This is a genomic window from Bacillus cereus group sp. BceL062 (genome assembly GCF_051780025.1).
Classification (GTDB): Bacteria; Bacillota; Bacilli; order Bacillales; family Bacillaceae_G; genus Bacillus_A; species Bacillus_A toyonensis.
Genome location: NZ_JBPWGY010000001.1, coordinates 62,054 through 83,758 on the forward strand (window position 1 = coordinate 62,054; position 21,705 = coordinate 83,758).

A 21,705-nucleotide genomic window follows, 5' to 3' on the forward strand; every position below is an offset into this window, starting at 1 on the left:
TTTATATACGTTCAAGAGGGGTTTTTATTTTGAAAAAAGTTTGTAAACAAAGTCATTCTATTACTCAAATAGTTCATCAGGGGTATGCTTAATAAAGTTTCGATTCGTAAAAAAATGAACAGCTAATTTCTCTATTGGAACATTTTCAATTGTTACTAACTTATCATTTTTAATCGGTAAAAAAGCTATCCCATTTCCCTCAACGATAAATTCTTCCATAAGCGAATAAGAATCTAACTGTTGAAGTTGGCGCTGAGATAGATTGTTTTCTTTTAAAAATTGTATTGTCTTATTTCTAAAAGGGCACTTCTTGTCATTACTAACGAAGAAAAGTTCTTTTGAATAGTCAATGGTACACTTTTCTTTCGCTTTTAATAAACCTACAGAAATTGAAGTGGTGAATACTTTTTTAAACGCTGCGTCAGGATAATCCTCATAAGTTATGACCATATCAACTTTTTGTTGCTGTAATAGTGTTTGTAAGTGGCTACTACTTTCAATGTATAGTTGGTAACTCCTAAAATTTTCTTTAATGCGCATACTTAAATAATTTGTCAAAATAGATTGTGATGTCGCAATTACATAAGAAGAACCACTCGTTTTAATTTCATTTTTCGCTTCTTCTAACAGAGTTAATATTCTATTCGTGTAGTCTAATAAAATGTCACCAGAAGGTAACAATGAAACACCTTTGTTATCTCTATGTAGTAATGGTGTTTCTAACTCTTGTTCTAATTTTTTTATTCGCTCCGTTACATTCGGTTGCACATAACCTAGCTCTTTAGCAGCTTTACTAATAGAGCCTTCATTCGCTACAGTTTTAAATATGATAAGATCATTTATTTCCATTCATTTCAGCCCCTTATACGGTATCATTATAAATGATACCAAACATAATTTATACCTATTTTACGTTAGTTAGCCATCGGTTTATCATTATGTATATAAGATTGAAAGTGAGTGATAAACATGATTGGAATGCAATATAAGGTTATTTTGCCAAAGGATTATGATATAAGGATTATTAGAGAAAGGGTAAAAAAGAATGGTCATAAAACAGATGGTTTTCAAGAGTTGAATTTTAAGGCCTATTTAATTACTGAGGCAGGTAAGGACGGGAATTTCTATAATTGCTATGCACCTTTATATATTTGGAATGGTCATGAAGGGATGAACAAATTTATCTTTGAAGGGTATTACGATAATATTTTACAATCGTTCGGGTGGCAACAAATAAATATAGGTGTTCCATTCGTTGTTAATGTAAGTAATGACTTTAGAAAAAGTAGATATGTTGTTGAATATGTAGGGAGTATTTCTCAAATGGATTCATTGATTGGGGCTCAATTTAATATTTCGAATCAGAATGTCCAGAATACAGAAAATTGTATAGGGAATGTAATAGTCTATAACCCAGATAAGTGGGGATATAGTCATTTTGATTTTTATGAAGAAAAGCCTGAAATTGAAGCAATGAAGGATATTACAATATATGAAGTTCTACACATTTCACAGTAGATGTGGAATTGAAATATAGATTAATTATTTATAAAAAATCCATTTTGATTCAAGTAAAAAGGTTCAAAATGGATTTTTCTTGGTTATCTTATGTATACTCAAAACAAATTGCTGCTTTTCGTAATTCTTTATTGAAGAATAAGTATATACGATCTGCACCATAAGCTTGAAAATAATATCCTGTAACAAATCCAACATACGTAAATGGATGACCATATTCATCTTTTGGCACATATAGAAGATTAGTATAGTCAAAAATTTCGTCTTCGTTAACGCAGTCTTCTAATAATTCTTTACCTTCTTCTGTCATAAAACGTATATCATTTAGGATACCATTTATCTCGGGATAATTTAATCCCCAGCCATTTGTTTGTTTTTTAGCAAACTCTTGTTCTAATATTTCTACAGATGTAAATTCTTTTCCAAAGCTAGAATAAGGATAAATTTTTTGGTTACGTTGAAAATATTCTTTACGGATTTGATAATTTCTTTCATTACTCTCATAGGCTTGTTCTATCACATCAGAATTCCTTTGTTCGATTTCGAAATAATTCCAATCTGCTTCGAATTTATACTTCCCATCAATGACATCGAAGCCTAACGTATCTGCTTTTGTAAAATTTGTGTGAAATGGTTTGGTGAAATCACCAACGCACCCATCATGGATTTCTTTTGCTGACACAATATGTAACCACTCGTTCGATTCAGGTTCAATACATTGCAAGTTTATAGAGCAAATGGGTAAAAAGTGTTTTTTATGCAGTTCCAAATTATCATAAAATACTTCTTCATATGCAGGAAACGTTTTTATAAATTGTTTAGAAATATGCATGTTCAGCCCACCTTAATACGAGTGTTTTGTTTAATTTTATCATTTTATTTGAATTTTTTCTGATTTTAAATTTTATGATACTCATAGTTATGATAAGAAAGAGTTCGTAAGTAAGGTAGATATCTTATTTTTGAGATTTTATCATATGCCGAACAGACGAGAGATGAAGTAATACTTCATACTTATACATCGCTTTACTACATTCGACAAACAACGACAATATACTGTTCATTCATCTGTTATTATAGTATATAGTTTTTGGGAATCTGTATCATTTTCACATTGGGGGAAGGGAATATATGTTTAAAAAAATCGGGACAGTCACTTTAGCAGGAGCATTAGCTTTCAGTTTATCGGCATGTGATGAGAAGAAAGAAGCAGCTAAAACCGTATCAAATAATACTAAGGAAGAACAAGGTAGTGCAAAAAAAGAAAATACGAAGAATGAAGATACAAGGGAATATAGTGTTGAAAAAACAACTCAAATTAGAGATCAAAAATTAACAGTCCATAAGGTACAAATAGCACAAGTGGCAGAGTATGATAAGTTGGAAAAAGGTAATGAGTTTGTTATTGTTCATGTCACAGTAGAGAATATTGGTAATCAAAAAGTTAGAATTAATCCATTAGATTTTTACCTTGAAAGAGGCGATGGAAGTATTGTCGACCATACATTTTCAACTAGTAATAAAAATATTTTTAAAATTAAAGATGTAGATCCAAATGGTAAGTTAACAGGAGCGATAACATTTGAAGCGAAAAAAGGTGATTCAAATCTTCAATTAATTTATAGACCTGATGTTATGTCTAAAGAGGAAGTAAAAGTGGAACTTAAGTAATTTATCCCGTAAAAGCCCGATGGGTGTAAACAAGGGTCTCTTATGCAAACCTATACAAGTTTTACATGAAGACGGTAATCTTGAATGAATTTACGGTACGATAAAAGAAAATAATAGGTTAGATGGTGTGAATTTCAAACATACCGTTTTGGAAAACAAAAATAAATGCATGATAAGGATTAGGCGTTGGAGCTTAATCCTTTTTTTATGGAGATGTAGAGAATGGTAAGTAGACCTAATACTACACGAGTAATATCTTTGGTTAAGTTCAAGTAAGTTGAGTTATATAAAAAATGTAATTATCACTTGCATTAACATCACTTGCGTAGTAAAGTGATAATAAGATAAACGCTAGGAAGTGATAAAACATGCGTGATAATACGATAGGATCGTTAATATGGTTACGTTTAATACGATTTACGAATCAAAGTAATCAAATGTCAAATGAATTTTTAAAACGGTTTGATTTAACGACAGCCCAATTTGATGTCCTTTTGCAAATACGGACATATCAGCCGTTGACACAAATGGAGTTAGCTGAAAAGGTTACTGTTACGCAAGGCGGTATTTCTCGAATGTTAACTCGTCTTGAAAAAGAAGGATATATTGTGCGAAAACAAGATTGGAAAACAAAAACAATTAGTCTTACAGAGCAAGGAGAAGCAGCTTTAGAGAGAGCATTGCCAGAGCAACTTGCATTTCAATCTTCGTTTTTTGATGATGTATTAAATGAAGAAGAGCAGAAAATATTATACGAGCTGATGACGAAAGTTCATAAGCATAGTGAAAAAAAAGAATTACCGCAAGAGTAATTTTTTTATACTATCAATTGACTAATCAAGTTAAGGCGTAGGTAATACGGAGATACACTTGACTTACCAACGTTTTTAGAAAAAAACTAATACTACTTTATTAAAGGGGAGAGTAACTATGGAAAAATACCGTATAGATACAAGAAAAGGAATTGAGTTTGGATTATATTCAATCGGTGATCATGTTTTAAATCCACATAATGGGGAGAAAATTACGCCAGAGAAAAGAATTCACGAACTAATTGAAACAGCTAAGTTAGCAGATGAGGCAGGGCTTGATGTGTTTGCTGTCGGCGAAAGTCATCAAACACATTTTACAACGCAAGCTCATACAGTTATTTTAGGTGCGGCCGCGCAAGCTACGAAAAATATAAAAATTGCAAGTTCCGCAACGATATTAAGTACATCTGACCCAGTTCGAGTATATGAGGATTTCGCTACCATTGACTTGATTTCTAATGGTCGTGCTGAAATCGTAGCTGGTCGTGGATCTCGTATTGGAGGATATAGTTTACTTGGTTACGATGTAAATGATTATGAAGAGTTATTTGAAGAGAAGATGGATCTTTTATTAAAAATTAATAAAGAGGAACATGTCACATGGAATGGGCAGTTCAGAGCACCACTTGAGCATGCTTCAGTTATTCCTAGAGCTAAAAACAATAACCTGCCAATTTGGCGTGCGGTTGGTGGACCGCCAGCTAGTGCAATTAAAGCAGGACGTGCAGGTGTGCCAATGATGATAACAACACTTGGTGGTCCAGCAATTAACTTTAAAGTGTCAGTAGATGCTTACCGCGAGGCTGCTCAGCAAAGTGGATTTGATCCAGCTAGTTTACCAGTTGCGACAACGAGTTTATTTTATACGGCAAAAAATTCACAAGATGCACTTAGTGAATATTACCCTCATATTAATGCTGGTATGCTTACACTGCGCGGTGGTGGGTATCCGAAACAGCAATTTACAAATGCAATAGATTACCGTGATGCTTTAATGGTTGGTAGCCCACAACAAATCATTGAGAAAATGCTTTACCAATATGAATTGTTTGGCCAACAACGCTTTATGGCACAAATTGATTTTGGCGGTGTACCATTTGATAAAATTGAGAAAAATATTGAATTAATTGCTACTGAAATTTTACCAGCCGTTAGAAAACATACAGCAAAATAAATAAAAAAACTGAGAGTCTAATTGACTCTCAGTTTTTTATTTGTTCTGGAAAAATGACAAAAAAATGAACTTTTAGTCGAGGGAGAGGGAAGCTATTTTTCTATTTTTGAATAACATTATTTCGAGTTTGAATTTTGAAAATACATTTTTCTCTTGACAAAAAATAAGCATTTATCCAGGGTGGTTTCGAGGACATTTTTCCGGGTAAAAGTCAAGTGTATGAAGAAAAAAACGATTGTTTTATAGATATAAAAGTAAGCCGTATATTGAAAAAACACATTCTGCTAATGAGAAAAATCTGATTCAAAAAAATGACAAAAGACATATTTCAGACAAAATGATGTCAATAATACGTCAAAAATAACCTGAATTTACTATGCAGGTATATTATACAATTCGATTAACGAATCAAAACACTACAGAAATAGTGAAAAGGTAAAAAATAGCATTGCAATAGTTTGAAAAACTGAAATTTTGCATTTTTCGACAATACATACAAGATGTTTTTGTCTTTTCGCATTTCTTAATAATTGAGTTTTTTACGATTGCTCAATTAATTTTAATTATAAAAACTATGAAGGAAGTGATTTTAGTATGGAAACGCTCGAATTGGCACGAATACAGTTCGCATCAACAACGATTTTCCATTACTTTTTTGTTCCGCTGTCAATTGGTTTAGCTTTTATTATTGCGATAATGCAAACGTTGTATGTGGTAAAAGGACAAGAAGTATATAAGAAGATGGCGAAGTTTTGGACGCAATTATTCCTTATCAACTTTGCAGTAGGTGTAGTAACAGGTATTTTACAAGAATTTCAGTTTGGTATGAACTGGTCCACATATTCACGTTTCGTAGGTGATGTATTTGGTCCATCACTTGCAATTGAAGGATTACTAGCATTTTTCATTGAGTCTACATTTTTAGGTTTATGGGTATTCGGTGAAGATAAATTACCGAAGCGAATTCACTTATTATGTATTTGGCTCCTTTCAATTGGAACAATGTTATCAGCGTTTTGGATTTTAACTGCAAGTGCATTTATGCAGTCACCTGTAGGGTATGAAATGGCAGCAGATGGTCGTGCGCAAATGAATGACTTTTTAGCGATTATTCAAAATCCACAATTATGGGTACAGTTCCCGCATACAATTACAGCGGCAATTGCAACAGGTGCATTCTTTATTGCGGGTGTAAGTGCGTGGAAAATTACAAAAGGACAAGAAACTGTAGTATTTAAAAAATCTTTCCGAATTTCTATCATTGTTGGAACGATTACAACAGCGCTTGTATTGTTCTTCGGTCATGCACAAGCACAACAATTAATTAAGACACATCCAATGAAAATGGCTGCAGCTGAAGCGCTATGGAATACGAGTGAGGATCCAGCGCCATTTACAGTATTTGCGAAAATTGATACAGAGAAGAAAGAAAATTCATTTGAAATTCAAATCCCTTATATGCTAAGTCTATTGTCGTATGATAAGTTTAGCGGTCAAGTTGAAGGGATGAATCAAATTCAAAAACAATATGAAGAAAAATATGGACCTGGAGATTATATTCCTCCAGTGCATACGATGTTTTGGAGTTTTAGAGCAATGGTAATGAGTGGAACATTCATGTTACTTCTAGGAGCTTACGGATGGTTCTTATCAAGAAAAGATCGTTTAGCTGAAAAAACGTGGTATTTAAAAGTAATGGTGTATGCAATTTCTCTTCCGTTCATCGGTAATACAGTAGGATGGATTATGACTGAAATGGGTCGTCAGCCTTGGGTAGTATTTGGTGTAATGAAAACAGAAGATGCTGTATCACCCAATGTAACATTCGGTGAAGTACTATTCTCACTTATTTCATTCACATCAATGTATTTAATTATGGGTGGAATTTGTGTGTACTTATTTGTTCGTACTATTAAGGGACATACGAATAAGAAAACGAAAAAGGATTATCAAAGCCATGATCCATTTGATAAGGAGGAAGAGTATGTTATCTCTTAATGAGTTGTGGTTTTTAGTTATTGCAATCTTATTTGTTGGATTCTTCGTACTGGAAGGTTTCGATTTTGGTGTAGGAATGGTTTCAAGGTTTTTAGGAAAGAATGATTTTGAAAAACGAGTTTACTTGAATACAATAGGACCGTTCTGGCACGCGAATGAAGTATGGCTTGTTTGTGCTGGTGGTGCTATGTTTGCGGCATTTCCGCACTGGTATGCAACTTTATTTAGTGGTTTTTATGTTCCCTTTGTATTTATGCTACTTGCTTTAATTTTAAGAGGTGTTTCCTTTAAATTCCGGGCGAAAATAGATAATCATAAATGGAAGAGTGCATGGGATTGGGGTATGTTTATTGGAAGTATGCTACCTCCTATCCTTTGGGGAGTTGCGATTGCAAACTTTATGGTAGGTGTACCTATCGATGAGAGTAAAAATGTTGTAGGTGGATTCTTACAATTACTTCATCCATTTGCGTTACTTGGTGGAGTAATGTTCCTTCTGCTATGTATTGTTCATGGACTACAATTCCTTACAATACGTACAACGGGTAAATTGAGAGAACGTGCACGAATTGCTGCAATAAAAATTGCACCATTTTCATTAATAACACTTCTTATTTTTGCTGGTATAGGGTTATGGAAAACCGATATTTTCACTGCCCATGGTACAGAATGGATTATGGTACCAATTGGAGCTTTTGTAGCACTATTAGCGTCCACTTTATTAAATAAAAGAAGAAGAGATGGTTGGGCTTTCTTTATGACGAGTTTAACAATCATTTTACTAAGTGCGAGTGTATTTATCGGTATGTTCCCACGTGTTATGATTAGCTCTTTAGGAGCAATGAATGATTTGACAATTTACAATGCAGCATCAGGAGCTTATGCATTAAAACTTATGACTTACTTTGCGATTGCTATTTTGCCTTTCGTTATCGGAAGTCAAATATGGAGTTATTATGTATTTAGACAACCTGTTAAGTCAGACAACGATTTGGAGTACTAATGAAAAGAAAAAGAGGACTTCCGTCTTATCCCGGTAGCCGTATGTTATATGTAGCGTTAACGATTATTAGTATTTTAGAAGCTTTTAGTATTATTGCGCAAACAGTGTTTTTAGCGAGAGCTATTACGTTTTTATTTAATGGAGAAACAGTGCAATCTGTGTTGAATGAAACTGTTTATTTTGGGGTCATGTTTGCAGCGCGCCACATGTTGGTTCGAATATCACAAATTTTAGTGGAACGTTTCGCTGAAAAAACAGGATCGTTGCTAAGAAAGCAATTAATAGAGGCATATTTCACGTTAGGACCAAGATATGTTCAAACTGTCGGAACAGGTCATCTGGTTACCTTATCGATTGAAGGGATTGAAAAATTTAAAACATATATTGAATTGACAATCCCCAAAATGATTAGAAGTAGTATCGTTCCGGGATTAATTGTACTATATGTTTTTACGCTGGATATTAAGTCTGGAATCATTTTAGTTGTAACGATTCCTATTGTAATCATATTTATGATTCTTTTAGGATTAGCAGCGCAGAAAATGGCTGATAGTCAATATGAAACATATCGTGTACTTTCTAATCATTTTGTAGATACGTTAAAAGGGTTAGAAACATTAAAGTATTTAGGGGAAAGTAAACAGCACGAAGGAAAGATTGAAAAGGTTAGTAAAAGATATAGAAAAGCAACGATGCGTACTTTGCGAGTTGCTTTTCTTTCTTCTTTTGCATTAGATTTCTTTACAAGTTTATCAATTGCGTTTGTGGCAGTAGGTTTAGGAATTCGTTTAATAGACGGAACGATTCTTTTATTGCCTGCTCTTACAATATTAATCTTAGCTCCGGAATATTTTCTACCGATTAAGCAAGTTGGAGCGAATTATCATGCTACATTAGATGGCCAACTTGCGATGGAACAAATAGAGGGAATTCTACAGCAACAAAAAGAAATAGAAAAGAAAGATTCAAATGTAGATATAGTATGGAATTCTTCAAGTAGCTTGAAATTACAAGATGTAAAAGTAAATAACGATGAATCTAAAAAGGCTATATTAGAGGGAATTGACTTTGCTTGGCAAGGTAACGGTGCTATAGGCATTATTGGTGAAAGTGGGGCAGGGAAATCAACGTTAATCGATGTGTTAGCAGGATTTCTCTCTCCGTCCGGTGGGAAAGTGTTAGTAAATGGTGTGGGAATTGACGGATCTACTCGTGAAGATTGGCAAAAAAATATTGCTTATATTCCACAGCAACCATATATTTTCCCACTTTCATTAAAAGATAATATTTGTTTCTACGAGACAAATACAACGGATGAAGAAATCAAGAAAGTTATTCATGATGTAGGGCTTAGCTCACTCGTTGCATCCCTTCCAAATGGGATGGATGAAAGAATTGGAGAAGGTGGACGTATGCTTAGTGGCGGACAAGAACAACGTGTCGCTATGGCGCGTGCACTTTTAAGTAAAAAACCAATCATTTTATTAGATGAACCTACGGCGCATCTTGATATTGAAACTGAATTTGAAATAAAGCAATCGATGTTACGTCTGTTTGAAGGTAAGTTAGTATTTCTTGCAACACATCGTCTGCATTGGATGAAACAAATGGATCATATTTTTATTTTAAATAAAGGGAAAATTAAAGAAAGTGGAACGTATGAAGAACTGTTAAAGAAAGAGACATTACATTTTCATAGGGAAGAGAGGGGAGAGAAATGAGTAACTGGATTAAACCTTATATACAGCAAAATAAAGGTAGAATGACTTTAACTATTTTCCTTGGGCTTCTTGGAGTTAGTTCAGGTGCGATGTTACTTTTTATTTCAGGTTATTTAATCTCTAAATCTGCTCTTAGACCAGAAAATGTAATGGCTGTATATGTTCCGATTGTTGCAACACGTGCGTTTAGTATAGGGCAAGCTGTTTTCCATTATATAGAGCGTTTAGTGGGACATGATGTCGTACTACGCATATTAGAACGAATGAGAACGAAACTATACAGAATAGTAGAACCACAGGCGTTATTTTTCCGTTCGCGATTTCAAACGGGTGATGTGTTAGGCGTACTATCCGAAGATATAGAGCATTTACAAAACCTATATTTACGTACAATATTCCCTAGTATATTAGCACTAGTTGTATATAGCATTTTCGTACTCGTTATTGGTACATTTGACTTCGTATTTGCACTGATTACTGTTTGTATGTTAGCTATTATCGTTTTTCTTCTTCCATTCGTATCATTACTATTGATGAGGCGACATCATGTTACTTTAAAGCAGGGAAGAAGCCGTTTGTATCAACAACTAACAGATGCAGTCTTTGGATTATCGGATTGGCAGGCAAGTGGTCGAAAAGATGAATTTATTAATGAGTATGTAGAGCAAAATGATCGATTGTTAAAAACAGAGAAGAGATTGAAACGCTGGTATCATATTCGAGACAGTCTCATTCATTTAGTAGTAGGTATTGTAGTTATTTCAATGATTATATGGACTGGGAATGAAGCGGCAAGTGAACAGATTGCACCTACAGTTATCGCGGCCTTCGTATTAATGACTTTATCTGTAACGAATGCGCTTATTCCGATTTCAGATGCCATCGATCGAATCCCATCTTATGTAGAATCTGCTCATCGTCTGAATCGTGTAGAAAGTGATAGTGTTTTACATGATGAAATGGATTTGCATGAAGATAAGGATTACGGTGCACCAAAACATGTAGATATTGAACTGAATCATATATCGTATAGTTATCCAGATAGTAACGAGACTGTATTAAAAGATATATCGTTACAAATAAAAGCAGGAAAGAAAATTGCCATTTTAGGTAGAAGTGGGACAGGGAAATCTACTTTACTAAAATTGTTAACAGGGGCGTTAAGTCCGGTACATGGCCAAGTTTTATTGAATGGTGAACAAGCGCATACGAATCTTTTATCCAAATATATTTCCGTATTAAATCAAAAACCGCATTTGTTCGATACGACAATTGGAAACAATGTGCGAATCGGTAAACCAGAGGCTAATGATGAAGAGATATGGAACGCTTTAGAGAAAGCACAATTAGCTTTGCATATCGTTTCTCTTCCAGATGGATTACAAACAAAAATGCATGAAATGGGGAAGAGATTTTCTGGTGGAGAAAGACAAAGGGTTGCTTTTGCTAGAACGCTTATGCAAGAAGCGCCGATTATTGTACTTGATGAACCTACTATCGGGTTAGATCCAAAGACAGAGTTATCTTTAATAGAAACAATGTTTTCTGCAACGGAAGAAAATACAGTCATTTGGATTACGCATCATCTTGTAGGAATTGAACATGTAGATGAAGTTATATTCCTTGATCATGGTCAAATTGTAATGCAAGGAAGTCATGAGCAATTACTTAAAGAAAATGAGAGATATCGTATGCTTTATGAGCTAGATAAAGGAATATAATTTGATTAAGTACTTATCGTAAAAATAGCTGCACCTTATGGTGTAGCTATTTTTTGTTAAGAAATATATATTCATTTCAACGTATAGATTTATTTGGCTCAATACTGTTTTAGGATGGTAATCATTATGAATTGAAAGCTGTAAATCAAATGTCTGTATTATTGAATGTGTATATATAGGAGTGAAAAGTAGGATATTTTGTTACGCGCTTGCATAAAAGTATAAAGGTTCCATACGGTTTTAGTCATGTGATTTTGTGTCGCGTATATAAATAATATGCGAAAAGGTGGAGGAATAAGATGAGAGGTCATTTTGAAAAAAGTAAAGAGGCGATAGATCGAATGCCATTGGTGAGTGTATTAATTCCTACTTATAATCGTCCTCACTACTTTGAAAAAGCATTATGTAGTGTGTTAGAACAAACATATCCTAACATAGAAATTATTATTGGAGATGATAGTACGAATGACGAAACAGAAAAGGTATTACAAAAATATTTGTGTAAGTATTCAAATATTAATTATATAAAAAATAGCTCAACTCTAGGGCAATTTGAAAATGCACTTATGTTATGTCATGAGGCGAACGGCGAGTATATTAACTTTTTAATGGATGATGATATATTTCATGTTAATAAAATTGAAAAAATGATGAAATATTATGTCAATGATTTAAATCATGAAATTAAGCTCGTAACATCCCATCGCCAAGTAATTGATGATGAAGAGAACGAATTAAGACATATTTATTCAACAGTACGTCTATTTGAAAATGACACAATAGTAGATGGGGTGGAATTAGCAAATAGGGTAATTGTAAATCAAAAGAATTATATAGGAGAACCTACAACGGTATTATTTCGTAAAAATGATTTGAAAGAACCGTATGGTATGTTTGATAAAAGGAGGTATCTATGCAACGTAGATATCGCCTCATGGTTATCCTTATTAAGTAAAGGAAAAGCAGTATATATAGCGGAGACACTTAGTTACTTCCGATTACATCCAGGTCAACAGTTAAATGAATCTAATAAACTTATGGATGGATTAGAAGATTTTTCACATAGTATTATAGTTGGAGAAAAATATGGTTTTTTAGCTAATGAAACAGAGTTAGACAAAGCAATAACTAATTTTCTAGACTATGCAAGAAGAATAGTTCCATCATCACTATTATATACATTAGATTTTTATCAACAAATTAAGCTAAAGAAAATTAATATAGAAAAGAAAAAACAATATATGAATTATAACTCTCATTTACCGAAAGTTAGCATACTTATTCCTGCCTACAATAAACCTCATTATTTGGAATTAGCTCTCAAAAGTGCTTTGAATCAAACATATGAAAATATTGAAATAATAATTTCTGACGACAGTACGAACGTTGAAGTTCACGCGATGATCCAACCATATTTACGTGAATATGAATGCATTACATATGTTAAAAGTGAAACCCCATTAGAAGCTGAGAACTTTAATAAATGTATAGAACTTGCAACTGGAGAGTATATAAACTTTTTATTAGATGATGACTTATTTCATCCTGAAAAGATTAAAAGAATGATGAATTGTTTTTTTAGAATAGAAAACATTTCGTTTGTGACATCATATCGGGAACTAATTGATGAGAATGGAGAGGTTTTACCACCATCAACATTGAATATGAAAATTGCCAAAGAAACTACACTTTTTGAAGGGAAAGAATTAGGGAATTATATGTTAAAAAACTTGAAAAATGTAGTTGGTGAACCTACAACAGTTCTGTTTAATCGGAAGTTTTTTGGAGGAGCGTTTGGTTGTTTTAAGGGGAAAGCTTATTCTGCTATTCATGACATTGCAACATGGCTCGATATGATGAAGAAAGGTAGAGTCGTTTATATACAGGAACCTCTTAGTTATTTTAGACAGTATAGTGGACGAAATCAAAAGCAAAAGCAGTTTATATTCATGACAATTGAGGAATGGATTGAATTAATAATAGATGCATATAATAGTGGATTTTTAAATGATGAGCAAGATTATAAAGAGTGCTTGACTTATTGTTTGGAAAATGCGGTGTTCATAATGAAAGATGCAGTAAGAGGTGGGCAATTAAATGAAATTGATAATGGAAAGATAGAGAAGGCACTAAATAAGGTAGTTACTCGTATATTTGAGAAAGAAGTATGTTATTGTCAATATTGCAATCAACAATTTGCAAAATTTTCCCCTTGGCCAGCACATTACGATTTTCCAAAATATAAATTCGAGATGTGGAATAAAGATACGGGGATTTGTCCGGTATGTGATTCGATGGATCGTGAAAGGTTATATCGTGTTTATATTGAAATGGAAACTGATTTATTAAGTGGAAATGATACTGTACTTCATATTGCACCGGAAGCAAAGGTAAGAGGATGGTTTAGTCAGTATAAAAACATTACATATGTATGTGGAGATATTGAACCGAAGGATCCGTTAATGAAAGAAATAGATGTTACAAGAATTGTATATGAAAATAACACATTTGATGTGATTTTATGTAACCATGTATTAGAACGCGTTTTCGATGATGAAAAAGCGATGCGAGAGTTATATAGAATATTAAAGCCAAATGGATGGGGAATTATTCAAGTGCCAATCGTAATGAATGTAGGTTCTATTATAGAGAATGAATTAATTGTAACACCGAAATTAAGAAAATTAGCTTTTGGTCATGAAGATCATGTAAGAATTTATAATCAATCAGGATTTATTCAACGATTAATGAATGCAGGATTTAAGGTGGAACTGTATAACATAGCTGAAAAACAAGGAATGAAAAGCGCTAAGAAATTTGGGTTATCTGAAACAGATATGCTCTATATTGTCCGAAAATGATAGGCAAGAGATGTGTATTGAGGGGAAGTGATATCCCCCATCTACAGGGGGGAAGGACCTTTAAAACAACGTTTTGAAGAAGCGTTCATTCTTTAAAAAAAGAATGAATGCTTCTTATTTTAATTATAGAGAAGCGTGTATCGTATTTTTAGGTTTTAAATTTAGTTGACCAAGGCAATACTGAGCCATAGTGAATGTAAAGTTGGAGGGCGAGTGTATATGTTTGATGAGGATGGGATTGTTTTAATTATGGAACCGGCTGATGAAAGAAACTTGAGGAGATTTATTTTTACAGTGCCAAAGTCAGTTTATGAAAAGAAGGGGCTGTCATTACACTATGGAACAGCTATAGGACAAGGATATATGGATATAATTGAAGATATTATTAGCGTACATATAGAAATTGATGTTGTAACAATAATAGGGCATGTAAGTGGGTAAATTGCTATTTGAAAAAAGGTTATAAGCAATTAAGCTAGAAGTTATGAAGGGAAGCTTACAGACAATTATAAAGACGAAGGGAGTCTAAAATGAAAATAAAATCAATTTTATTAGTATTGATAGTTTCAATTGGTTTAATAGGTTGTTCGATAGTAGAGGAAGGAAAGAACTCATTAGATTATGCTCAAAAGGCAACAGACTATGTGAATGAAATAAGCGCATTTGCAAATGAAGCTCCGGCGTTAGCGGAAAAGGCTGTTAATGATAAAGAAGCCCGAAAAGAATTGGAAGCGAAGCTAAATGAAATTAAACAAGATATACCAGCTTTTAATGAATTAACACCACCAGATGTTGCGAAGGATCTTCACCAACAAATCGTCGGATATAATGAAAAGTTAAATACATTAATTGATACGTCTATGAAGAAGGTAGAGGAAGGGAAAATTGATGTAGAGCAATTTAAAAACTCTGAGCTTATGCAGACGATGGATCAAGTGCGAGATTTGAAAGATAAGATACAAAATTTAGGTCAATAATGAAAAGCTCCGTTTTTCATAAACGGAGCTTTTCATTGTTTTCTAACGGTAAGTTCATTATATTTTCTTCCTATAATATAAGTGTGCTTAGACCGTCCATTTTTCTAAAATATGTATCGTTTTATTGGTCGCATCCAGCTTAATTGGAATACCTATGGGCATAGTGATCATTGGATGCGTATGACAACAATCAAAGTCAGCTAGAAAAGGGATTCTTTGATTTTGTAGTACTTCTAATAGTATTTCGTAAGGTTTTCGATTCGTACCGCAATCATCAAATTGCTCATGTTTTCCAAGAATGATACCAGAAACTTTATCAAATACTCCGTTAAGTTTAAGTAAGGAAAAGCTTCTTTCAATAGTAGCTGCATCTTTTGAGCTATCTTCAATAAATAGAATATCACCTTCTTGAATAGGTGGCATATAAGGACTACCCCAAATTCCTTGTATTGTATTTAAGTTCCCGCCAATCATACGCCCAGTAGCTTGTCCATTCGTTACAGAAATCCAATTATTTGGTCTAAGTTCTTTTTCTTTCACTTTTTCTTCCCAATTAATAAATTCATCTGACCAAAATAACGGTTGCTTTATATTGTAAGGAAGAGGTTGATCGTTTAGTAATGTTTCTGAAAAATATTTGTATGTGTCATCTACAAAAGGCTCAAATTCTCCAAAAGAAGGAACGAGTGCAGGACCGTAAAATGTAGGAGTTCCTGTTTTTGCATAAATTCCTAGTAATAAAGCTGTTACGTCTGAATATCCAATCATTATTTTAGGGTTATTTCGAAAAGTATCATAATCGATATAAGGTAATAATGAATTGGAATTCATCCCACCAATTGTTGACATGATACAAGAAATATTTGGATTTCTTATCAAATCATTTAGTTCATCAGCACGCTCTTGTATGCTGCCAGAACGATAATAATCATATTGATTTGTAAGTGAACCTTCCAATATATGAAACCCTTTCCGTTTTAAGTAAGATTTTGCTCGTTCAAACCTTTTTGGGGAAGTGTAGGTTGCTGGTGAAGAGGGCGAATAAATCCCAATAGTATCGCCGTATTTTAATGGTTTTGGAAGTATCATTTGTATGAATCCTTTCTATTAAATAGTTTGTTTATGAATTTATCATTGAATATTCTTATATTTCAGTATTCATAGTGTAACATAAATAGATTGAAATAATAATTGTTGTATATGAATAAATATACTTTTTACCTTGACGATATGCAGGAATTGTTGTTATGGTTGACTGTGAGTGTATAAAAGGTTTGCTAAAGGAGTTTTGAAATGAATCGGTTGAAATGGGGAAGAGTAACAATCCTATTAGTCATTATTTTAGGGATATGTTGGTTCTTATTCCAAGGAACTCAAAAGAGTACAACAAATGTAGAGGGACCACCTTTACAAGTGGCAGAGCTACCTAAAACTGGGGTAACTGAAAAAGTAGTTCCGTCAAAGTACATCCCACCAAAAGTTGATGCAAAAGCAGCTATGATTATCGATGCGAGTAATGGAGATGTTATTTATCAACATAACGAAAATGAAGCTTTTGCGCCAGCTAGTATGTCTAAGATGATGACAGCGTACCTTTTATTAGAGAGTGTACATAATGGGAAAGTTCGCTGGGAAGATCCGGTGAAAATGAGTGAGAAAGCAGCGCAAACAGAGGGTGCGAGAATCCCAGTCCAAGTGAATGACACATTGACTGTGAAAGACTTGTACCATGCATTAATGATTGAATCGGCAAATAATTCGGCGGTGGCGTTAGCAGAACATATGGCAAAGACGGAGAAAGATTTCGTTCAACTTATGAATGCAAAAGCGAAACAGTTAGAAATGTCGGAACATGCTAAATTCGCAAATGCATCAGGGCTACAAGAGCCTGATGGAAGTGAGACTAAGATGACAGCTGCCGATGTAGCAAAACTGGCGTATCATCTTATAAAAGATTATCCGGAGATATTAGAAGTGACTCACTTACGTCAAAGTCAGTTAGCATTTAATAATATTAATGTTATCAGTACAAATGACATGCTAAACAAAAATAATAAAAGTTTATATATAGAAGGAATAGACGGATTAAAAACAGGATTTACAGATAGTGCAGGGTACTGTTTTACAGGTACTGCAAAACAAGGAGATACTCGAATTATTACAGTAGTCATGGGGACTTCAAGTAAAACAAAACGTTTTACAGAGACGAATAAGTTAATGTCATATACATTTGGATTAGTTAATTAAGTAAAATGCTAAGTTAGAACATTACATGAGGAAGGCAGTTTATTGTTACTTATTTTTAGTAACGATAAACTGCTTTTTTATTTAAAACACGGGAAGTAAAAAGGTAAAAAATGTGAGAGTTATTATTTGAGTTTATCAATGTTTGTTGATAGTATAAAGTTATAAACTTATTAATAATAAGTTTGAAGGGGCGTTGTATGATGTATACATATGAAATAGCCTCAATTGAAAATTGGAGGGAATTATGATGGCAAAAGATTTTTACTCAGCAATTGAAGACAGAAGATCTATTTATGCAATTAGTAAAGAGCAAGTAGTTTCTGATGAGAAAATTCAAGAAGTGATTTATCATGCTGTAAAACATACACCTTCAGCTTTTAATTCTCAAAGTGCTCGTGTTGTTGTTTTATTAGGAGAACAACATGATAAATTATGGGATCTTACGAAAGAAACGTTACGGAAAATTGTACCTGAAAATAACTTTGCACCTACAGAAGAAAAAATGAATGCATTTAAAAGTGGTTATGGAACGGTTTTATACTTTGAAGACAGTGAAGTAGTGGAAGGGCTTCAAGAAAAATTTGCACTATATAAAGAGAACTTTCCAACTTGGTCACAGCAATCCTCAGGGATGTTACAATTTGCAATTTGGACAGCTTTAGAAATTGAAGGATTTGGTGCTACATTGCAACATTATAATCCGTTAATTGATGAAGAAGTAAGAAAAGAATGGAATGTTCCAGAAAACTGGAAACTAACTGCGCAAATGCCATTTGGTAAACCAGTAGTACTTGCTGGCGAAAAAGAGTTCCAACCATTAGAAAATCGTGTGAAAATTTATAAATAAAGTAGAAACTATAAAAGGTGAACAGGGATACGACCTGTTCACCTTTTTTTATCCCATATTAACGGCCCGCAAACGTCCGATTGGTGAAGGCTAATAATTAGTGGGAGATGCCAAAAATCCTTACTACTTATAAAGTTTTACTTTATAAGTAGTAAGGATTTTTTTGTTGGCAATTTTTCATCTGATTTTTCAATTCTTTTTTACGTGTTTCAATAGTTGATATTTTTTGTAATGTTATAAATGAAACGAACTGAATAGAGGCGTAGTATAGTTCTATATTTTTGTTTATGTGATCGTCTATTATGTTTTTCACAAATGCACCTCCTTGTTCATTACTAGTAAGACTACAATTTGGAATGGTGGAAGTCGGCAATCCTTAAATTCCTATTGCACATCTCTTTGTTGATAAGAATTTCATATTATATGATTATATAAATAATAACGGAAATGTTTCAAAAATTCCATAGTTAGTAAAAAAATAAATAGTCAATGGAGTGTGTATTTTCTTTAACATAGAATGAGGTTTTGAGAACTAAATCTTACAATTCGTCAAATTATTTAAAAAACATAGATCGTATAGGAAATTAGTTTTCTGAAAATATTATACTATTGATTAATTAAGTAATTTTTGCCATGATAAGAGTACGCTTCATGTAATTCATTTTATCAAGAAAACACATAGTTTGTTTTGTATTCGTTAATAAATTTTTTTATTGGATAGAAAATAAGTATTCTATATTGAGATAATGAATGGAATGTCGAATTTTCATGCAATACATAAGAAATTTGAAGGAAATCGTTGCAAAATTACTATGTTTAATGATAAAGTTCACATGAAGTTCACACGGAATTCACTTCATGCATTTAAAATGAAATACGTGTGAAAAATAAAACTCTTGTTAAAAAATGGAACTTGATGAATATTTTACTTTGATAATATTGTAAAGTATTAAGTTTATATGTTTTTTTAAGAGGATAGTAGGGAAAGGAAGTAAAGACAACTTATGAAAAAAGTAATTGCAGGTTTAGCAGCAGCTTCAGTAGCAGGTGTTGCAGTTCCAGGTATGGATTCTGCTCATGCACAAGTTTCGAACGAAGCGCTAAAAGAAATTAATGGACAAACTCAAACACAAACTCAAACGACTGTAACTGAAACAAAAAAAGTAGAAACAACTTCTGAATTAAAATACACAGTAACTGCTGATGTATTAAATGTTCGTTCAGGTGCTGGTACAGGACATAACGTTATTTCTAAAGTAAAACAAGGTCAAGTACTACAAGTAATTGGACAAGAAAACGGTTGGTTCAAAGTAAGTGTAAACGGCCAAACAGGTTATGTAAGTGGTGACTTCGTAACAACTGGTGGTAACAAAGGAACAACTGTTCAACAAGGAACAGGTACTTACACAGTAAACGTTTCTTCACTTAACGTACGTACAGGCCCAAGTACTTCTCATACAGTATTAGGTTCTGTAAATAAAGGGAAAACAGTACAAGTTGTAGGTGAAGTACAAGATTGGTTTAAAATCAACTTCAACGGTGGAACTGGATACGTAAGCAAAGACTTCGTAACAAAAGGTGGTTCTGCTGTATCTAACGAAACACAAAAACCAACTACAAACAACAACAATACTACTACAGTTCAAACTGGTGGTTCTTATGTTGTTAACACTGGTGCTTTAAAAGTACGTACAGGCCCAGCTACATACAATGCTGTAATTGGTGGGGTAACAAACGGTAAAGTATTAAACGTTACTGGCGCAGAAAATGGTTGGTACAAAATTAACCATAATGGCCGCACAGGTTACGTAAGTGCAGACTATGTTAAGTTTGTAAAAGGTGGAGTGAACAATGTAGTTACTGGTGGTAACCAAGGTTCTAACCAAGTACAAAAACCAACAGTGCCAACAGGTGGAGATACATCTTCAATCGTTTCATTCGCTAAATCTTTAAATGGTAAACCATACAGAAATGCTGGTACAACTCCTGCTGGTTTTGACTGCAGTGGTTTTGTTTACTACGTATTAAAGAATACTGGTCATAATATAGACCGTATGAGTGTTGCGGGATATTGGAGTACAATGACAAAAACTAGTAATCCACAACCGGGAGATTTAGTATACTTTAGCGATACTACAGGTCCTGGTAAAGGTTTAACTCACATGGGTATTTACCTAGGAAACGGTCAGTTCATTAGTGCAGAAACTGAAAAAACTGGTGTGCGTATTAGTTCTGTAAGTAACTCTTATTGGAGCAAACATCTAAAAGGTTACTCAAAACCATACTAAGAAAAAGTATTTTATACTTTTCGTATAGAGAAAAGGCTTTCCAAGGAAACTTGGGAAGCCTTTTTATAGTTAAATAAGTTGTAAGTGTAGTAGTTTTTATTTCAACTTACCATTTAAAAATCGATCGTATAGGTCATGGAAATAGTTAGGACGAAATAAGTTCGCTGCATGTCCTGCTAAAGGTATTTCCTTATATAGAACGTTTGGCAGAATAGATTTTAAATCGAATAGGCAAGATTTATAGAGATGATCTTGTTCACCCATTACCCATAATATAGGGTGGGGAAGTGATTTTAATTTGGATTTTAAATCGAATTCTAACCGGTGTCGTAATGATTGGGCAATTATGGATGAATGTAATTGTAATCCGAAACGGTAGTAAATATTTCTTGAAATGACTGCGAACGGATTCGCTTTTAATATGCCGCTTGGAAAAATAGTATTTGCGTATTGAGAGAGCCATTTAGAGTATTCGTCTCCTCGCTTCTCCCAAAATTTTTGAAATACGTTATATAAAAGGGATGGATTATTATAATGTCCACCAATATGACAAATGCTTAATACCTTTTCCGGGTGCATTTGTGCAAAAATTGTAGAGATATAACAGCCATAGCTTAAAGCGCAAATATGAGCCTCTGTAATACCTTCTTTTTCATATAATTTCAATAATTGATCTACGAGGCGCTGTAATGAAAATTCAATAGCTTCTCCTTTATCGTCGCCGTGACCTAATAAGTCATAAGTTATAATGTTGTAGGAAGCAGAAAATCGTTTATGCTCTTTTTTGAAGGCACGACGATTGCCAACTAAGCCGTGAATAAAAATGATGGTTTCCTTTTCAGAATGTATATTTGTTTGCAAAAAGGA

The 21,705-nt window shown here is 33.5% G+C and carries 19 protein-coding genes; 14 read left to right on the top strand and 5 right to left on the bottom strand.

The window, feature by feature from the left end:
- Positions 1 to 60 precede the first annotated feature (60 nt).
- Entirely contained in the window at positions 61 to 849 is a 789-nt protein-coding gene (locus ACS2MN_RS00285; protein ID WP_000404975.1) for a LysR family transcriptional regulator, read from the bottom strand.
- 120 nt (positions 850 to 969) lie between these two features.
- Between ACS2MN_RS00285 and ACS2MN_RS00290 the strand changes: the two genes are divergently transcribed.
- Positions 970 to 1,518 (top strand): DUF4865 family protein, encoded by a 549-nt coding sequence (locus ACS2MN_RS00290; RefSeq protein ID WP_000579878.1) that lies wholly within the window; start codon positions 970 to 972, stop codon positions 1,516 to 1,518.
- An 88-nt stretch (positions 1,519 to 1,606) separates the two neighbouring features.
- Here ACS2MN_RS00290 and ACS2MN_RS00295 read toward each other — a convergent pair whose 3' ends face one another.
- The gene (locus ACS2MN_RS00295) at positions 1,607 to 2,350 is read right to left on the bottom strand and encodes a hypothetical protein (protein ID WP_000548218.1); all 744 of its coding nucleotides are present in this window, start codon (positions 2,348 to 2,350) and stop codon (positions 1,607 to 1,609) included.
- 299 nt (positions 2,351 to 2,649) lie between these two features.
- Here ACS2MN_RS00295 and ACS2MN_RS00300 point away from each other — a divergent pair, with 299 nt between their 5' ends.
- From ACS2MN_RS00300 to ACS2MN_RS00345, 10 genes are all read left to right on the top strand, one after another.
- Positions 2,650 to 3,189 (top strand): DUF4352 domain-containing protein, encoded by a 540-nt coding sequence (locus ACS2MN_RS00300; RefSeq protein ID WP_087950183.1) that lies wholly within the window; start codon positions 2,650 to 2,652, stop codon positions 3,187 to 3,189.
- A 368-nt stretch (positions 3,190 to 3,557) separates the two neighbouring features.
- A complete protein-coding gene (locus ACS2MN_RS00305) occupies positions 3,558 to 4,001 on the top strand; it encodes a MarR family winged helix-turn-helix transcriptional regulator (RefSeq protein WP_001205523.1) in 444 nt (147 codons plus the stop codon).
- A 118-nt stretch (positions 4,002 to 4,119) separates the two neighbouring features.
- Entirely contained in the window at positions 4,120 to 5,175 is a 1,056-nt protein-coding gene (locus tag ACS2MN_RS00310; protein ID WP_000417545.1) for an LLM class flavin-dependent oxidoreductase, read from the top strand.
- A gap of 594 nt (positions 5,176 to 5,769) precedes the next feature.
- Positions 5,770 to 7,173 carry a cytochrome ubiquinol oxidase subunit I gene (cydA, locus tag ACS2MN_RS00315; protein ID WP_000448866.1) on the top strand — a complete coding sequence of 468 codons (1,404 nt, stop codon included), beginning with the start codon at positions 5,770 to 5,772 and terminating at the stop codon, positions 7,171 to 7,173.
- A complete protein-coding gene (gene cydB, locus ACS2MN_RS00320) occupies positions 7,160 to 8,176 on the top strand; it encodes a cytochrome d ubiquinol oxidase subunit II (RefSeq protein WP_000950090.1) in 1,017 nt (338 codons plus the stop codon). Before cydA ends, cydB begins: the two co-directional genes overlap by 14 nt.
- Positions 8,176 to 9,897: a thiol reductant ABC exporter subunit CydD gene (gene cydD / locus ACS2MN_RS00325; RefSeq protein WP_098805902.1), complete on the top strand. Its 1,722-nt coding sequence runs from the start codon at positions 8,176 to 8,178 to the stop codon at positions 9,895 to 9,897. The genes cydB and cydD overlap by 1 nt, the downstream gene beginning before the upstream one ends.
- The gene (cydC, locus tag ACS2MN_RS00330) at positions 9,894 to 11,618 is read left to right on the top strand and encodes a thiol reductant ABC exporter subunit CydC (RefSeq protein WP_098805901.1); all 1,725 of its coding nucleotides are present in this window, start codon (positions 9,894 to 9,896) and stop codon (positions 11,616 to 11,618) included. The genes cydD and cydC overlap by 4 nt, the downstream gene beginning before the upstream one ends.
- A 299-nt stretch (positions 11,619 to 11,917) precedes the next feature.
- Positions 11,918 to 14,479 carry a glycosyltransferase gene (locus tag ACS2MN_RS00335; RefSeq protein ID WP_001214017.1) on the top strand — a complete coding sequence of 854 codons (2,562 nt, stop codon included), beginning with the start codon at positions 11,918 to 11,920 and terminating at the stop codon, positions 14,477 to 14,479.
- 219 nt (positions 14,480 to 14,698) lie between these two features.
- Positions 14,699 to 14,920 carry a hypothetical protein gene (locus tag ACS2MN_RS00340; RefSeq protein WP_000459109.1) on the top strand — a complete coding sequence of 74 codons (222 nt, stop codon included), beginning with the start codon at positions 14,699 to 14,701 and terminating at the stop codon, positions 14,918 to 14,920.
- 89 nt (positions 14,921 to 15,009) lie between these two features.
- Positions 15,010 to 15,456: a DUF6376 family protein gene (locus ACS2MN_RS00345; protein ID WP_000695210.1), complete on the top strand. Its 447-nt coding sequence runs from the start codon at positions 15,010 to 15,012 to the stop codon at positions 15,454 to 15,456.
- Positions 15,457 to 15,543: 87 nt separating this feature from the next.
- On the opposite strand, the gene ACS2MN_RS00350 is transcribed toward ACS2MN_RS00345, so the two are convergent.
- On the bottom strand, positions 15,544 to 16,545 hold the full coding sequence (locus tag ACS2MN_RS00350) for a S66 family peptidase (RefSeq protein WP_346994306.1): 1,002 nt from the start codon (positions 16,543 to 16,545) through the stop codon (positions 15,544 to 15,546).
- Positions 16,546 to 16,749: 204 nt separating this feature from the next.
- Between ACS2MN_RS00350 and ACS2MN_RS00355 the strand changes: the two genes are divergently transcribed.
- Both ACS2MN_RS00355 and ACS2MN_RS00360 read left to right on the top strand, forming a co-directional pair.
- Positions 16,750 to 17,703 carry a D-alanyl-D-alanine carboxypeptidase family protein gene (locus tag ACS2MN_RS00355; protein ID WP_087950181.1) on the top strand — a complete coding sequence of 318 codons (954 nt, stop codon included), beginning with the start codon at positions 16,750 to 16,752 and terminating at the stop codon, positions 17,701 to 17,703.
- 244 nt (positions 17,704 to 17,947) lie between these two features.
- On the top strand, positions 17,948 to 18,550 hold the full coding sequence (locus tag ACS2MN_RS00360; RefSeq protein WP_103592045.1) for a nitroreductase family protein: 603 nt from the start codon (positions 17,948 to 17,950) through the stop codon (positions 18,548 to 18,550).
- 142 nt (positions 18,551 to 18,692) lie between these two features.
- Here the strand turns inward: ACS2MN_RS00360 and ACS2MN_RS00365 are convergent, their stop codons facing one another.
- Complete coding sequence (locus tag ACS2MN_RS00365; RefSeq protein WP_000789336.1) at positions 18,693 to 18,863, bottom strand: hypothetical protein; 171 nt, start codon at positions 18,861 to 18,863, stop codon at positions 18,693 to 18,695.
- Positions 18,864 to 19,554: 691 nt separating this feature from the next.
- Here ACS2MN_RS00365 and entFM point away from each other — a divergent pair.
- A complete protein-coding gene (gene entFM / locus ACS2MN_RS00370) occupies positions 19,555 to 20,838 on the top strand; it encodes an enterotoxin EntFM (RefSeq protein WP_098805900.1) in 1,284 nt (427 codons plus the stop codon).
- A gap of 96 nt (positions 20,839 to 20,934) precedes the next feature.
- Here the strand turns inward: entFM and ACS2MN_RS00375 are convergent, their stop codons facing one another.
- Positions 20,935 to 21,699: an alpha/beta fold hydrolase gene (locus ACS2MN_RS00375; protein WP_001194291.1), complete on the bottom strand. Its 765-nt coding sequence runs from the start codon at positions 21,697 to 21,699 to the stop codon at positions 20,935 to 20,937.
- Between the last annotated feature and the right edge of the window lie 6 nt (positions 21,700 to 21,705).